Annotated in this window: 13 protein-coding genes and 1 riboswitch; of the genes, 1 reads left to right on the plus strand and 12 read right to left on the minus strand. The window is 48.6% G+C overall.

What is annotated here, in order from left to right; genetic code table 11:
* Positions 1-13: 13 nt before the first annotated feature.
* The 9 genes from parE to nhaD form a co-directional block, all read right to left on the minus strand.
* A complete protein-coding gene (gene parE / locus O59_RS12115) occupies positions 14-1903 on the minus strand; it encodes a DNA topoisomerase IV subunit B (RefSeq protein WP_007643059.1) in 1890 nt (629 codons plus the stop codon).
* A 69-nt stretch (positions 1904-1972) separates the two neighbouring features.
* Positions 1973-2545: a YqiA/YcfP family alpha/beta fold hydrolase gene (locus O59_RS12120; protein ID WP_007643060.1), complete on the minus strand. Its 573-nt coding sequence runs from the start codon at positions 2543-2545 to the stop codon at positions 1973-1975.
* A 6-nt stretch (positions 2546-2551) separates the two neighbouring features.
* Positions 2552-3334 carry a 3',5'-cyclic-AMP phosphodiesterase gene (gene cpdA, locus O59_RS12125; protein ID WP_040392304.1) on the minus strand — a complete coding sequence of 261 codons (783 nt, stop codon included), beginning with the start codon at positions 3332-3334 and terminating at the stop codon, positions 2552-2554.
* A 243-nt stretch (positions 3335-3577) separates the two neighbouring features.
* Entirely contained in the window at positions 3578-4066 is a 489-nt protein-coding gene (locus O59_RS12130) for a DUF1249 domain-containing protein (RefSeq protein WP_007643063.1), read from the minus strand.
* A gap of 162 nt (positions 4067-4228) precedes the next feature.
* Positions 4229-4852: an NUDIX domain-containing protein gene (locus O59_RS12135; protein WP_007643065.1), complete on the minus strand. Its 624-nt coding sequence runs from the start codon at positions 4850-4852 to the stop codon at positions 4229-4231.
* A gap of 82 nt (positions 4853-4934) precedes the next feature.
* A complete protein-coding gene (thiC, locus tag O59_RS12140) occupies positions 4935-6863 on the minus strand; it encodes a phosphomethylpyrimidine synthase ThiC (RefSeq protein ID WP_007643067.1) in 1929 nt (642 codons plus the stop codon).
* A gap of 57 nt (positions 6864-6920) precedes the next feature.
* Positions 6921-7733, minus strand: a complete 813-nt coding sequence (gene thiD, locus O59_RS12145; RefSeq protein ID WP_040392307.1) for a bifunctional hydroxymethylpyrimidine kinase/phosphomethylpyrimidine kinase — start codon at positions 7731-7733, stop codon at positions 6921-6923.
* A 77-nt stretch (positions 7734-7810) separates the two neighbouring features.
* Positions 7811-7920: riboswitch (TPP riboswitch) on the minus strand.
* Positions 7921-7989: 69 nt separating this feature from the next.
* On the minus strand, positions 7990-9225 hold the full coding sequence (locus tag O59_RS12150) for a sodium:proton antiporter (RefSeq protein ID WP_007643071.1): 1236 nt from the start codon (positions 9223-9225) through the stop codon (positions 7990-7992).
* Between the two features lie 181 nt (positions 9226-9406).
* A complete protein-coding gene (gene nhaD / locus O59_RS12155) occupies positions 9407-10663 on the minus strand; it encodes a sodium:proton antiporter NhaD (RefSeq protein ID WP_007643072.1) in 1257 nt (418 codons plus the stop codon).
* A 578-nt stretch (positions 10664-11241) separates the two neighbouring features.
* On the opposite strand from nhaD, the gene O59_RS12160 reads away from it, so the two are divergent.
* Positions 11242-12615 (plus strand): TolC family outer membrane protein, encoded by a 1374-nt coding sequence (locus O59_RS12160; RefSeq protein ID WP_007643074.1) that lies wholly within the window; start codon positions 11242-11244, stop codon positions 12613-12615.
* A 105-nt stretch (positions 12616-12720) separates the two neighbouring features.
* On the opposite strand, the gene waaA is transcribed toward O59_RS12160, so the two are convergent.
* The 3 genes from waaA to O59_RS22040 form a co-directional block, all read right to left on the minus strand.
* Complete coding sequence (gene waaA, locus O59_RS12165; RefSeq protein ID WP_007643076.1) at positions 12721-13998, minus strand: lipid IV(A) 3-deoxy-D-manno-octulosonic acid transferase; 1278 nt, start codon at positions 13996-13998, stop codon at positions 12721-12723.
* A gap of 61 nt (positions 13999-14059) precedes the next feature.
* On the minus strand, positions 14060-14305 hold the full coding sequence (locus O59_RS22240; RefSeq protein WP_369728541.1) for a tyrosine-type recombinase/integrase: 246 nt from the start codon (positions 14303-14305) through the stop codon (positions 14060-14062).
* Positions 14260-15039, minus strand: coding sequence for a phage integrase N-terminal SAM-like domain-containing protein (locus tag O59_RS22040; protein ID WP_304412004.1), 780 nt, complete (start codon positions 15037-15039; stop codon positions 14260-14262). Before O59_RS22040 ends, O59_RS22240 begins: the two co-directional genes overlap by 46 nt.
* Positions 15040-15323 lie beyond the last annotated feature (284 nt).

Consider the following 15323-nt stretch of genomic DNA (forward strand, 5'->3'; position numbering starts at 1 on the left):
TACGCCTTTATAACTACACAGCGATCTCGGCCAGGTTCCCTTTTTCCTCCAGCCAGGTTTTGCGATCACCCGCTCGTTTTTTAGCGAGCATCATATCCATGATTTGCATGGTGCCGTCGTCCTCACCAATCGTGAGTTGTACCAAACGACGGGTATCGCGCGCCATAGTAGTTTCACGCAGCTGTAACGGGTTCATCTCACCCAAACCTTTAAAGCGTTGCACGTTGGGTTTGCCTTTTTTATTTTCGGCAGCGATGCGATTGAGCACACCATTTTTTTCGCCTTCATCCAACGCGTAATAAACTTCTTTACCTATATCGATACGGTACAACGGCGGCATAGCCACAAATACATGACCGCGGCGCACCAACACCGGAAAGTGTTTTACAAACAGCGCACAGAGGAGTGTGGCAATGTGAAGACCATCCGAGTCGGCGTCGGCGAGAATACAAATTTTGTGATAGCGCAGCTCGCTTAAATCTTCGCTGCCCGGGTCCATGCCAATCGCCACTGAAATATCGTGCACTTCCTGACTGGCGAGAATTTCGCCCGAGTCCACTTCCCAAGTATTCAGGATCTTGCCACGCAGCGGCATAATCGCCTGAAATTCACGATCGCGCGCTTGTTTGGCCGAGCCACCTGCTGAATCCCCTTCCACTAAAAATAATTCGCTGCGCGCCGGATCGCCACTGGAGCAATCCGCCAATTTGCCTGGCAGCGCCGGGCCTTGAGTCACACGTTTACGCTCGATTTTTTTACTGGCGCGCACGCGTTTTTGCGCATTGCTAATACAAAATTCGGCAAGTTTGTCGCCGTCTTCAGTGTGCTGGTTTAGCCAGAGTGCAAACGCATCTTTAGCAATACCCGACACAAACGCGGCAGCTTCACGCGAGGTTAAGCGCTCTTTGGTTTGACCGGAAAATTGTGGGTCGGCGTGTTTGTAAGAGAGCACATAACAGCAGGCATTCCACAAATCCTCTGGTGCGAGTTTAATACCGCGCGGAATTAAATTGCGGAATTCGCAGTAGTCGCGCAGCGCATCCAATAGACCAGTGCGCAACCCATTGACATGGGTTCCGCCCTGCGCGGTGGGAATCAGGTTGACGTAGGACTCCTGCACCAACTCGCCGCCATCCATCAACCATTGCACCGCCCAGGTCACGGCTTCGGTTTGGCCACTGAAATCGCCCACAAAGGGGCTGTCAGGTAGGGTTAGCCACTCTTGTGTTGCACCGGCGAGATAATCTTTTAAACCGTCTTCGTAATACCAAACATCTTTTTCGCCGGTTGACTCATCGAGGAAAGTGACGGTCAGGCCGGGGCACAATACCGCTTTGGCGCGCAACACATGGCGCATGCGAGTGACAGAGAATTTGGGCGAATCAAAATACGTCGGATTTGGTAAAAAATGGACGCTGGTACCGGTTTGACGCTTGGGGCACGTGTCGATAATTTCCAGGTCGCTGGCTTTATCGCCATTGGAGAAACCCATCTGGTAAACATTGCCGTCACGCTTCACGGTAACAATTAATTTTTCCGACAAGGCGTTCACTACGGATACACCTACGCCGTGCAAACCACCGGAAAATTGGTAATTTTTATTAGAGAATTTGCCACCGGCATGGAGCGTACACAAAATCACTTCTACGCCGGGCTTGCCCTGCTCCGGGTGAATATCCACCGGCATTCCGCGACCATCATCCACCACTGTGACCGAGTGATCTTTATGCAAAATCACATCAATAGTTTTAGCGTGGCCGGCGAGCGCCTCATCCACCGAGTTGTCGATAATCTCCTGCGCCAAGTGATTGGGGCGTGTGGTTTCGGTGTACATGCCCGGGCGTTTTTTTACCGGGTCCAATCCCGTGAGTACTTCAATATCTTCTGCGGAATAATTAGCCATCTTATTTTCTGTTTACCGATTAATTTAAAAAGCTGAATAGTTAAAAAAGCTGAGTCGTTAAAAAAAAGCCTAGTGATTAAAAAAATCCATGCAGTCAGCAAAAAACCGTTCGAAGCCCTGGAAGGCATGATCGCCACCCGCCTCTATTGTTTGTTTGCAACCTGCGTATTTTTGTACCGCCTTGCGGTAATCGAGGGTTTCATCGCCCGCTTGTACCAATAGCCAATAATTCTGTAGGCGCGAGGGAGCTATATCCACAGCGATAATTTCATCTATGTGGTGCGCACATAAGCGGTAGCTATCATCGGTGTGATAACTTTTCAGGTCAACCTCTAAATAGGCGGGCATAAAATCCTGCGGGCGCACCGCCGGGTTAATCAATACCGCACGCAAGTTATATTTTTCTGCCAGCCAAGTCGCCCAAAAACCGCCCAGTGAACTTCCCATTAAATACACAGGCTCAGGCAAAAGCGATTCAACCAATGCCTCCAGCAGCAGCTGGGTTTGCGCCGGATAAGGGGGGAGTTGCGGGCAGTGGAAACTGATTTCCGGGTGCTGCTGCGCGAGCCATTGCGCCGTTTGCTGCGCTTTAAAGGAGAGAGGGGAACTCAGAAACCCATGGATGTACACCAATGCCGCCATGGGGGATTAATAACCTGCCGATTTATAATCAATCACATACTGTTTGTTAGTAACGCGCAGCACACCCGTATCAAAACTACCGTCACCACGCAGATCAAACCAGCGATAACCGGGCATTTGGGTATCCACTGTAAAATCATCACACTTGGGTTTGAACTGCACACAAGTTGAAGGCGTGGCCAGCAGGGTGACACCTTTGCGCTGCTGCTGGAACTCTTGGTGGACATGCCCCCAGGTCACAATTTTTACCTGCGTATGGGCATCAATCAGCTGGAAGAAGGCATCGGCATTGCGCACTATGTATTGATCGATCCATACACTCCCCACCAGCACTGGTTGGTGATGCAGGGAAATAATCACATGTTTATCGCGATGCGCACGCAAGGCATGCTCAAGAAAATCCAGTTCACTGGCAGCCAACTGACCGTAAACCTGTCCGGGCACACTGGAGTCCAATAAAACCAATACCCACTGCCCCAACATCACCAAACGGCTTTGAATGCCAAGGCGCTCCTGATTGGCGGCCATCAATTCCGCTGAGTCATGATTGCCAGGCAACCAGCTCATAGGCTGGGAGAAGTAGCGGCGAATATTGGTTTCAAAACGCTGATAACAATCTCTATGCGCTTCGCTGGCCACATCGCCAGTACACAAAAGATGATCAAAACCAACCTCAGAGGTTTGAATCAGCTGCAAAACATCATCAAGACTCTGGTCAGTATTAAGCCCCAGAAGGGATTCGCTCTGCTGCGCTCCCAAATGGCAATCGGTTATCTGAATCAGACGCACTGGCGGCTCTCATCCTTTGATAGTCGGGTTTTCTTTGGTGATTGGGTTATTTTTGTCGGGTTTGAACAGATCATCGGACTTTGACGACCTGTCACGATGACTGAGACGTCAAACTAATAGCGATATTAACAGCAACAATATACGCAAGGGAGTTATCACGCCAGTATCAAAAAAGAAAAATGAGATGATCGAAGGCCAAGAAGTGTAAAACTTGAGCGTCACTGTGACCTGATCGACACTCTTTTAAAAAGAGGCGAGTTCACCAACCGCGTGCCCCTGCTCCAAACAAAGATTCAACCACTCCCCCAAAAAACGGTTTAGTTGGTATTTTTCATCACTTTGGTACATGGATTGGTTGGGGTAGTCGTAACGGGGACGTAAACGTTTGTGCCCCTCCCACGCCAATACCTCAGCAAGCTTGGCATCGTGATACATACGCAGAGTAAGTTTGGGCATGGAGAGCCATTGCGATGATTGCCCCACACTTGTTCGGCTCAGCTCCAGAGTGGTGGTGTAGGGGGAGCGCTCGGTGACTCTTAATAAATGTAACCACTGTTGATTTGCACGAGTAACCATAAACCGAATTTCATCGGCCTCAACAGGCGCGGTTAATTTCGTCAAGCGTGCATAATTTGCCTCACACTCCGCCATTTGCAAAGGTAAATCAACCTTGTAACGCTCTTTGTAAGTAACGTACTCGGGCTGAGCCTTGGCAACACGCAATGTAAACATAGAGACCTGATTAAAGTAGTCCCGGACGAAATAGTACCGGATTAAAACGAATAATTTATTACACCATGCGGGTGATATCGCACCATTGCCCGGGCGCACATTCTTTTTCACCCTGAGAGAAGTGTTAGTCACAGACAGGACTAAGTCAATGGCAAGAAAAATTTATTCTGCAGCAACTTGCAAACGCAAACGGTTGCGATTCATTTGCAACCACTGCAAACAAATTAACGCGGCGGCATTATTAAACGCACCGTTTAATAACTCTGCGAAAACATCATCAGCGGCTAGTACATGAACACGAATATCTTCACCTTCCTCTGGCAAACCAAAAACACCGCCGGCCTCACTGAGATCACACAAGCCGCAAAATAAATGTAACTTCTCGTCGCAGCCGCCGGGGCTGGATAAATAATTGCAAATATACTCCATCGCATAAGGTACTATATTTGCCTCTTCGATTAGCTCGCGCCGCGCAACCTCTTCTGGCGACTCGCCCTCCTCCAACATGCCGGCAACCACTTCATAACACCAAGGGCCGTTAGGCTCATCCAAGGCTCCTATACGAAATTGTTCTACCATGCCGATCAAATCCTGTTTTGGATCATAAAGCACAACTGCTACTGCTTCACCGCGCACAAATAATTCGCGACCAATCTCCTTGCCCCAGCCACCATCAAATAATTTGTGGCGCAGAAAGATTTTTTCTACACGGAAAAAACGTTTGTACATTTCTTCGCGGCGAATGATTTCCACATCCGCGCGAGTGAATTCGGGTTTTTTGATCATAAATAAAGTCTTATTGATTATTTAAATCCCCTGCTGCCCTTTCCCAAAGGGCAGCAGGGGGATTTAAAGCCTGGTCGCTGATTTAAACTCTGTGATAGATCTCAGCACCTGCTTCCAAAAACTCTTTGGATTTCTGTTTCATTTCCGCTTCCACATCGATCATCTTGATAATGTCCTGATCACCAATCACCGAAATATCAGTGCCATTTTTTGCCGCGTAGTCGCGTACTTCCTGGGTGATTTTCATCGAACAGAATTTCGGACCACACATAGAGCAGAAGTGTGCAACTTTGGCCGAATCTTTCGGCAGGGTTTCATCGTGATATGAACGGGCGGTATCCGGATCAAGGCCGAGGTTAAACTGATCTTCCCAACGGAATTCAAAACGCGCTTTGGATAATGCATTATCGCGCAATTGCGCACCCGGATGGCCTTTCGCCAAATCCGCCGCGTGCGCCGCAATTTTGTAGGTGATGATACCTTCTTTTACGTCATCTTTATTCGGTAAACCCAAATGCTCTTTGGGTGTTACATAGCAAAGCATTGCACAACCGAACCAACCGATCATGGCAGCACCAATACCTGAGGTGATGTGATCGTAACCCGGTGCTATATCCGTCGTTAATGGGCCAAGCGTATAGAAAGGTGCTTCGTCGCAGACTTCTAATTGCTTGTCCATATTTTCTTTGATCATGTGCATAGGCACGTGACCCGGGCCTTCAATCATGCATTGCACATCGTGTTTCCACGCAATCTTGGTTAACTCACCGAGCGTTTCCAGCTCGCCAAATTGCGCTTCGTCATTTGCATCAGCAATCGAACCAGGGCGCAACCCATCACCCAATGAAAAGCTAACGTCATAGGCTTTCATGATTTCGCAAATTTCGTCGAAATGGGTGTAAAGGAAATTTTCTTTGTGATGCGCCAGACACCACTTGGCCATGATCGAACCACCACGCGATACAATGCCCGTCACACGTTTAGCGGTGAGCGGCACGTAGCGCAGCAATACACCGGCGTGAATCGTAAAATAATCCACACCCTGCTCCGCTTGTTCAATCAAGGTATCGCGAAAAATTTCCCAGGTAAGATTTTCCGCAACACCGTCTACTTTCTCCAGCGCTTGATAAATAGGTACAGTGCCAATAGGCACGTGCGAGTTGCGAATAATCCACTCGCGGGTTTCGTGAATATTTTTGCCGGTAGACAAATCCATCACCGTATCAGCGCCCCAACGTGCACCCCAGGTAAGTTTTTCTACTTCTTCCTCAATCGATGAACCCAATGCCGAGTTACCGATATTGCCGTTAATTTTCACCAGAAAATTACGCCCGATAATCATCGGCTCCAATTCCGGGTGATTGATATTTGCAGGGATAATCGCACGGCCGCGCGCCACTTCATCGCGCACAAACTCCGGAGTGATTTCATCGGGGATACTTGCACCAAAACTCATGCCTTTGTGCTGCTGCCCCAAAGCTTTATATTGAGGATCTACACTCAATTCACGCGCTTGTGCCAGCGCCATATTTTCGCGGATGGCGATATATTCCATCTCCGGGGTAATGATCCCTTTTTTGGCGTAATGCATTTGCGATACGTTCATGCCCGGTTTGGCGCGGCGCGGTTTACGGGTGAGATTGAAACGCAGGCTCGCCAATTTAGGGTCGTTCAGACGTGCATTGGTAAATTCAGAGTGACTGTCTTCCAATACCTCAGTGTCATTGCGCTCTTCAATCCAGGCGGTGCGCACATCGCCCAAACCGGTGCGCAAATCAATTTTTACGTTAGGATCGGTGTAAGGGCCGGAAGTGTCGTAGACACGTACCGGTGGATTCTTCTCGCCGCCAAAATCAGTCGGAGTATCAGCGAGCGTAATCTCACGCATGGGCACTTGAATATCCGCGCGCGAACCCTGCACATAAATTTTTTGTGAGCCAGTAAAGGGCTGTACCGAAGCTTTATCGACTTCGGCGGTTTGGCTGAGAATTTTTTCGACGCTGGTATTCATAATAGTGGCCTTGTCTTAATCAGGTATTTAAACAAAATCGGGATAATAGAACGTGAATTAATAAAAAGAATAAAAGTGATGAACCGGGCCTGAGCCCTGCCCTATGTGCAATTTTTCTGAATGCACTAGTGCTTGATGTAAATACTGTTTTGCCTGTTTCACCGAGTCACTGAGTGATAATTGTTTGGCCAAACCAGCGGCAATTGCCGATGCCAAAGTACAACCGGTTCCGTGGGTATTTTTAGTGGCTAGCCGCGGCGCAGAAAAAGCTTCAACGCCCGTCGGGGTAATTAATAAATCGGTTGCTTCCTCACCATCGATGTGACCGCCCTTCATCAATACCGCGCGTGCGCCCAAAGCGATAATTTGTTCACCTTGCAATTGCATCTGCTCACGATTTTGCGCCATGCGCGTATTCAACAATACCGCCGCTTCATGCAAATTTGGAGTAACCAGCGTAGCGAGTGGTAGCAATGTTCCAATCAACGTGTGGATTGCATCTTCTGCCAATAATCTATCGCCACTGGTGGCGACCATTACCGGATCCAGTACAAAAGGAATTTGTGGGTAAGCACTCAGGGATTCAGCCACTGCTGCAATAATTTCCGCTGTTGCCAACATGCCACTTTTGATCGCACCGACATTGATATCACTCAATACCGAATGAATTTGCTGCTGCACAAACGCCGGAGGAATAGGCAATACACCTTGCACCCCCATAGTATTTTGCGCAGTGAGCGAGGTGATGGCACTGGTACCAAATACTCCCAGCGCGGAAAAGGTTTTTAGATCCGCTTGAATACCGGCACCACCGCCGCTGTCGCTACCAGCAATGGTCAGGGCTATAGGGGTCTGCAGGTGAGGGTTCATTAAATTTCCGCAATGAGTAAAAACAGTAAAGCGCGGAAAGGAGAGAAATAACCAAGGCACACTTAATAGGCATGCAAAAACTGGAGGCTCTCGTTCCCTACGCCGGTACTAACCGGATCAGGTCGGCGGGTATATCTCAGCCTCGTTGCCCGCATACAGCGAACAAAAAGCACCCCGACAAGAAAACCGCAGTCTATTGGAGTTAAGCGGCAGAGTAAAGGTAGGGACGCCGCTTGCTGCGCCCCTACCGGTGAGGTTATTTTTCCTGGGATTTCAATAAGCCCAATTTCCCTGCCAACAGTGCAGTGGTTGGAGCCTGGATCAAAATGGTGCCCAGAATAAAGATAAAGGTGATTGCACCGACCACATCGATACCCGGCACCTTCATGCCAGCCAGAATACCCACCAGCGCTGCCGGGATTACCCCGGTTTCACGGGTCCAACTCATAAATACCAACTCTTTCCATGTCCACTTGGCACGACGGTCAGGGCCTGCGCAAATAAATACCGTCAGGGGACGGGCGATAAAGATAAAAATAAACAACAGGACCAGACCAACACCCAAGTATTCTTTGAGCAAGTGGAAATCTACCTGCGAGCCCAGCAGGATAAAGATAAACATACGCATTAATAGCGCGGTATTACCCACATAATCTTCCAGATACTCGTGTTCATGATCATCGAGCGGCAAATTAAATGTCTCTTTGTTGCCGATCATCACACCGCAGGTAAATACCGCCATAAAACCGGAGGCACCGATTTTGTCGGCCAGCAAATAGACGGTGATAACTGCCAGGATAATCACAAATGGCGTCACTTCGCGAAAAATACCAAAACTGTTGTGCGCCATTAAAAACGCGGCGCTGTAGCCAACAATCGCCCCTAACACCAAGCCCATGCCAGCCTCATACGCCAGCTCCCCCAGGGAGTGAGTCAAGCTAAACCCCTCGCCGGTTCCCATCACATAAGCCACCACTGCAAATGTCGCAATCGCACCCATGGCATCATTGAGCGCTGACTCGCTCATAACCGTTTGTGATACCCGATCTTTAATCGGGACTTGTTTGAAAATCGGTACCAGAGTGGCGGGGTCAGTGGATGCCGTCAACGCCCCTAACACCAGTGCAACACCAATAGGAATGCCCAACCAGACGCCGGCGTAGGTAATGATCGCCCCGGTAATTAATACACCGAAGGTAGCGATCACCGCTAATGAAATCCATATTTCTTTTAACACAGCAAAACGCAGCGTTGCCCCGCCTTCAAACAGCAGATAACAAGCGCCGATGGTGAGAATTAGCTGATTCATCGTTGAGTCAGCTGGCACATGCAATACCCCGCCGATGGTGGGCCCCAAACCAATCCCGATGAGCAAAAAAAGGACTATGTCGGGTACCTTTATTTTTTTGGCGATCACACCGCCTAACAGCCCGGTAAAAATAATGATCCCGACATACATGAGGTCGAGCTTGGCGATATCCAATGACGACATAAGTGCTCCGCAGAAAAGTGAAAAAATGTTAAAGCAAAGAATGTGCGGATGCTGACAGCTGGCGTGAAATAACTTTATAAATTGTGTGTAAATTCGCACCCTTTTTACCCCTTGCGGGTTTTCGATCGCCCATAAAAAAACCGGAGTCAAAGCTCCGGTTTTTCAGCACCGCTCCTGGCGATCAACCAAATACTACATTGGCCAATGTCAAAGCGACTACATAACCACAGGTATACGCAATAAATACAAAGGGGGTATAGCGCAAGAATGCACCAAAGGTTAGCCCTTTCACTTTGCTCATAGCGATAATTCCCGCCGCAGAGCCAATTGCCAACAATGAACCACCCACACCTACGCCATAGGTCAACGCCAACCATTCGGGTGTTTGCAACACGGGCTCCGATTTGAGAAGCGCTGCGGTCAGGGGCACGTTATCGATCATGGCGGAGAACAAGCCCATCAAGTAGTTGGCGTATTGCGGAGCCAACTGGGCATAGAAATTGGTGAGCAAATCCAGGGTGCCAATTTCTTTGAGCATACCGACCAATAACAAAATCCCGAGAAAGAACAACAGGGTTTCATATTCGATTTGACGTACATATTCCAAAATACGCGTTTCTTCCGGGTCCATGTCCATAAAATGGCCAATAAAGAACATAATTGACAGCCCCACCAAAAAGGTCAGTACCGGCGGCACACCAAAGAAAAAGTTGAATAACATGGTGCAGGCAATGGTGCTGAAGAAGGTGCCGACAATCGCCCAATCCATGCCAGTAAAGGTGCGGGCATCTTTTTCTGTAGCAACTTGGCCGGACACACCAGGGAACATCAATCCCGCTAATACCATGACCCCTACAATCGCCGGAACCCAAAGCAGTAATAGTTGCGGCATTGTCACATGGCCGGAGAGGAAGATCATCAGCGTGGTGACATCGCCGGTGATCAAGGCAACACCACCAGAGTTAACCGCAAAAACAACCAACACCGCGAGTTTGATGCGCGTGCGCTGATCCACATCAAAAGCATGCACCAAGCCGAGCGTTACCAAGGTTGCGGTCACGTTGTCGCACACCATTGACAGTGTCATGGCAAACAAGGCTACCAATATCATCAAACTGCGGGTGCTCATCTGTGCGGGGCACAGGCGCTGCACGACGGACTGCACTATTCCCTTGGCATTGAGGTAAGCAACAAAAGTCATGGTCGCCATAAGGAACAACCACAGTGTCGCAATCTCCAACAGGTTGTGATTCAGCTTTTCCAGCATCACTTCCTGGTGTGCGTGATCACCGGCAAACATGAACATCACCAACCACGACAAGCTGCCGAAAAACAAAGTAGTTTTGGCTTTATTGATATGGATAACTTCCTCGAACACCACCCCAAGCAGGGCGAGTACGGCAAAGATCACCAATACGATTTCAATGGACATAGTCATAAAAGACCCTTTTGGTAGTTAAAAAATCGGCAGCAAGGCAACAGACCAACATCGTATCGAAGGACTTGTAACTGACAAGTAACGATTCGGCCCGGCATGAAGGAGGGTTTTACCCAAACCCGGCACAGTGCAAATGGGCGCGCATGATAAAAGTTGGCCTGCGGCGAAGCAATCAAACATTCTGCGTAAGAGGTGATATTCGCCAAAAATGACCTATTTAGGACCTACCAACGGTATAAACACAAACTAACAATTTTGCGAACAGTGAATCTGTATGCTGTTTTATTGCATCTAAGGAATTACTTGGGCTAATTGAACTCGCCAATATAGCGTCCGGCAGGTTTAGAAAGGTAAACACAGGAACCCCGCTTACATTTGTAACTTCCTGTTGCGGCACTAACGTTTTACCCTTTTTAACCACTGAACCCTTGTTCATTTCTCGACCCCAAGACAGCAAGCGGCTAAACTCCACGCAACTTGTATATTTGTGCTTACATCCGTTTTTAATTGCGCCCTCAGGCAATAAATACTGCGGATGCTGAACTGGAATTCTTAAACTCTGGACTTTGGAAACCTCTATGAAAAAGACCAAGCTCTACTTACTCGTTAGCCTGTTTTCGCTAACGCCTTTTACTGCCAGCGCCAATAGCCTGCTGGATGTGTACGAACTCGCACTGCAAAATGACGCCCAATTAAAAGCCGACAGAGCTAAATATGAAGCAGGCCTTGAAAATAAAACTATCGCCCGCTCCAATTTGTTGCCGCAGATCAATGCCAACGCCCAGATCTCGAACTCCGATATCGAAACCACTGACAATCTGACCAATACCAGCCTCAAAAATGATACCGATGGTAAAAGCTGGGAAGTCTCGCTGAGCCAACCCTTGTTCAACATGTCCTACTGGTACAGCTACAAACAAGGTGGGAAGCTGAGTGAACAAGCCGAAGCGCAATACGGTGCCGACCAACAAAGCCTGATTGTGCGCGTGGCAGAAGCCTACTTCAATGTATTGCGTTCAGTAGAAACCCTGGAAGCAACCATCGCAGAAGAAAAAGCCTTGGCTAAACAGCTGGAGCAAACCAAACAGCGTTTTGATGTGGGCTTGACCGCAATCACTGAAGTGCACGAAGCCCAAGCTGCTTTTGACAGCGCACGCGCAGCCACATTGGTTGCACGCGGCAACTTAAGTATCAATTACGAAGCACTTGAAGTACTGACCGGTAAACCGGAAGACCAGGTTGCTCCCCTATCTCCTAAGTTCCCGGTCGTTGCACCTACACCCGCTAACCGCGCCGACTGGGTTGAGTTCTCGTTACAGAACAACTACAACCTGAAAGCGTCCAAGCTACAAGCTGATGCATCGTTGCAATTTGCCAAAGCCAACAAATCGGGCCATTTGCCAACATTGGGCGCTAACCTGGGTTATTCCGATAGCGAATCGGACAGCGATAATGGTGGGCAAACCGGTGGGCCAAGTGACATCAGCAGAAATGGAACAACCATTTCACTGCGTCTTGATGTACCTATATATAGTGGAGGCGCAACCTCTGGCCGCAGCCGTCAAGCCTATGCGCAATACACCCAGGCACAAGAGCTTTACAACAGTACCCAGCGCAACGTGATTCAAAACACTCGTGCCCTGCACTTGTCAGTAGAAACCGATGTCGCCAACGTTCAGGCACGCAAGCAGGCGATTGTCTCCAACCAATCTGCACTGGAAGCAACCCAATCCGGTTATGAAGTGGGAACTCGCAACCTGGTAGAAGTATTGCTCGCCCAGCGCAACCTTTATCAAGCGCGCCGCAACTATTCCGATGCGCTCTACACCTACGTAATCAATACCATTAAATTGCGCGAAGTAGCCGGTATGCTCACGCCTGCTGACGTGCAAGAAATTGATAAGTGGCTGTTAGACGACGCATTAGTAAACCGTAGCCAATACGAAAACTAAGCCTGCCCGAGTACAAATGCTCCAAAAAAAATGCCAGGTTTTTGCCTGGCATTTTTGTTTTTATCGAACCTATGTTTTATCAGCGCCATACGTCGCGCTGCCGCCCTACTCAATATAGCGTTGAATAAGAGAACAGGTTTTATCCAGGGCGCCACGGTTATCCAAGGCAACATTTAAAGCTGCCGCACCGCGCCACTCGCGCTCGGATTTATCATCAATCAATTGCAAAAACGCCTGTGCTAACTGCGCTGCCGAACTAACTCGCACTAATGCGCCAGCCTCCGTCATTAAACTCGCCACCTCCGCAAAATTAAACAGATGCTCACCGCTGAGTAAGGGCAAACCCCAGGCCGCTGGCTCGATAAAATTATGCCCACCATTAGGCACCAGGCTGCCACCCACAAACGCCATATCGCTCGCACCAAACATTAAGAGCAATTCACCCATGGTATTGCCAAGCAATATATCGGCGGAGTCAGACCACTGCTGTTCACTGCGGCGAGCCAACTCAAAACCACGAGCACTGCACAGCTGCCCCACCCGCTCAAAACGTTCGGGATGGCGCGGCACTAACACTAATACCGCCCGTTGCGCTGCAGCTGAATTACTGGCACGCACTTGCGCAAATGCGTCGAGAATTATTTCATCTTCCCCTTGATGCGTACTGGCCGCGATCAATACCGGGCGCTGCCCCTGCGCAGACAATTGTTGTTTTAACTGTTGCGCCTGACCGCGCAATTCATCCCCCAAAAACAAATCAAATTTAATATTGCCAGTCACTACCGCTTTAGCCTTGGGCAGGCCCAAATCAATAAACCGCTGCGCGTCCACCGTATTTTGTATCAACGCCAATGAGAGATCGTCCAACATTGGTTTGGTCAACGCCGAAAAACGCGCATAACCGCGCGCCGACCTTTCAGACAAGCGCCCATTAATCAGCAATGAAGGAATCGCTCGCTTGGCACACGCCGCCAGAGTGTTCGGCCAAAGCTCTGTTTCCATCACCAAAAACAACGCGGGTTTTACCCGTCGTAAAAATCGCCCAAGAGCGTCAGGCAAATCATAAGGTGCGTACACATGAAATACTGAATCACCCAACGCACTGCGCACACGTTCCGAACCGGTAGGCGTGGTAGTTGTAATCACTAACTGCAAACTCGCATCAGCCTGCAGGCGACGAATCAACGGCAGCGCCGCTAAAAATTCCCCTACTGAAACAGTATGTAACCACACTACTTTTTTATTGGTAACCAACGGCGAAAAAAAACCAAACCGCTCAGCCCAGCGCTTCGCATAAGCAGGAGCCGCCATAGCGCGCCACAACAAGCGCAATAAAATAAAAGGAAGCAAAAAGTAAAACAGGCCGGTATATAAAGTACGCATGATTGATCCACTAAGCTAAACGGCGCTCAGCATAACAAATGGCGTGCGCGAGGCGAAGCAACTACCGCACCCCACCACGCAAGACATCCAATGGACTATTAATTCCAACAAAGTGACGCCCGATAACATGGGTATATATCTGCGTTGTCTTAACATCGTTATGGCCCAACAATTCTTGCAAATTGCGAATATCGCAACCTGACTGCAATAAATGAGTAGCGAAAGAATGACGAAAAGTATGGCAACTTATCCGATTTCTATCTACGCCCGCCAGCACAACTGCTCTTTGTAATGCTTTGCGCACCACCGAGTCATGTAAATGATGACGACACTGAATACCCGAAACTGGGTGCTCACACAACTTGGAGGATGGAAATACAAACATCCACGCGGGCGAACGAAACGCATTGCGATACTTACCCGCCAATTGATTAGGTAAGGAAGGCCCGACACCCAATTCGTTATCTTTTTCTGCAGATTTAGGGCCACATCAATTGCTGACTGTAAAGGCTTAACTAGCGAAGCACTTAATAATGTTTGGCGATCCTTATTGCCTTTTGCATCGCGAACGCAAATCGAATGCGCAGAAAAATCGATATCCTGTACCCGAAGGCACAAACATTCGGTAATACGCAAACCACTGGCATACAACATTTCGATAATTAAACGATCACGTCCTTGCAAGTGATTCAGTATGCGCAACACCTCATCGGGTGTTAACACCGAAGGCAAATAACGCTGCTTGGTTGCCAACGCAAAGTCCAAATCACCCAGCTCCACTTTAAGCACCTTGGCATAAAGAAAAACCAAGGCGTTCAAGGCGACCTTCTGGGTATTAATCGCCACATTGCGCTTCACCGCAAGCCATGTCAAAAACACCTTAACCTCAGCAGCCCCCATTTCATTAGGGTGCCGCTTCTGATGAAACAAAATAAATTGCTTGATCCAAAACAAATAACTTTTTTCGGTGCGGATACTATACCCACGCAACCGAATCTCACCACGCACCATCGCCATAAATGGACTTATACTTGCAGACATAAAAACTCCCTCTCAAACCCAACAACTGTTTATTTACGCAGTGCATTATTGACCACGACAATAACATGCGTAAATAAATTCCCGCGCTCGCACAATATCCACTTCCATCATCCAAAAATTCCCTTTATAGTCAAACACTTATAAAAATCACCAGAAAAATAACGCGTAAGCGTTGGCGAGATAATGCGCATGCGCGATATACAAATGTTAGGCTGGCTATTAGTGCTAAACAAACTGAACATCACTTTTTAGAGAATGCAAAAGTGGAAGCTTTCATCGCAATA

Origin of the sequence: Cellvibrio sp. BR, assembly GCF_000263355.1 — a bacterium.
Classification (GTDB): Bacteria; Pseudomonadota; Gammaproteobacteria; order Pseudomonadales; family Cellvibrionaceae; genus Cellvibrio.

What these genes read in the sequence shown, in the direction of transcription:
- O59_RS12160 (WP_007643074.1), top strand. Translation starts at nt 11,242, where the DNA reads ATGAAAAAGACCAAGCTCTACTTACTCGTTAGCCTGTTTTCGCTAACG.
- O59_RS12130 (WP_007643063.1), bottom strand. Translation starts at nt 4,066, where the DNA reads ATGTTTACATTGCGTGTTGCCAAGGCTCAGCCCGAGTACGTTACTTAC.
- nhaD (WP_007643072.1), bottom strand. Translation starts at nt 10,663, where the DNA reads ATGACTATGTCCATTGAAATCGTATTGGTGATCTTTGCCGTACTCGCC.
- O59_RS22040 (WP_304412004.1), bottom strand. Translation starts at nt 15,039, where the DNA reads ATGTCTGCAAGTATAAGTCCATTTATGGCGATGGTGCGTGGTGAGATT.
- waaA (WP_007643076.1), bottom strand. Translation starts at nt 13,998, where the DNA reads ATGCGTACTTTATATACCGGCCTGTTTTACTTTTTGCTTCCTTTTATT.
- O59_RS12135 (WP_007643065.1), bottom strand. Translation starts at nt 4,852, where the DNA reads ATGATCAAAAAACCCGAATTCACTCGCGCGGATGTGGAAATCATTCGC.
- thiD (WP_040392307.1), bottom strand. Translation starts at nt 7,733, where the DNA reads ATGAACCCTCACCTGCAGACCCCTATAGCCCTGACCATTGCTGGTAGC.
- O59_RS12120 (WP_007643060.1), bottom strand. Translation starts at nt 2,545, where the DNA reads ATGGCGGCATTGGTGTACATCCATGGGTTTCTGAGTTCCCCTCTCTCC.
- O59_RS12150 (WP_007643071.1), bottom strand. Translation starts at nt 9,225, where the DNA reads ATGTCGTCATTGGATATCGCCAAGCTCGACCTCATGTATGTCGGGATC.
- parE (WP_007643059.1), bottom strand. Translation starts at nt 1,903, where the DNA reads ATGGCTAATTATTCCGCAGAAGATATTGAAGTACTCACGGGATTGGAC.
- thiC (WP_007643067.1), bottom strand. Translation starts at nt 6,863, where the DNA reads ATGAATACCAGCGTCGAAAAAATTCTCAGCCAAACCGCCGAAGTCGAT.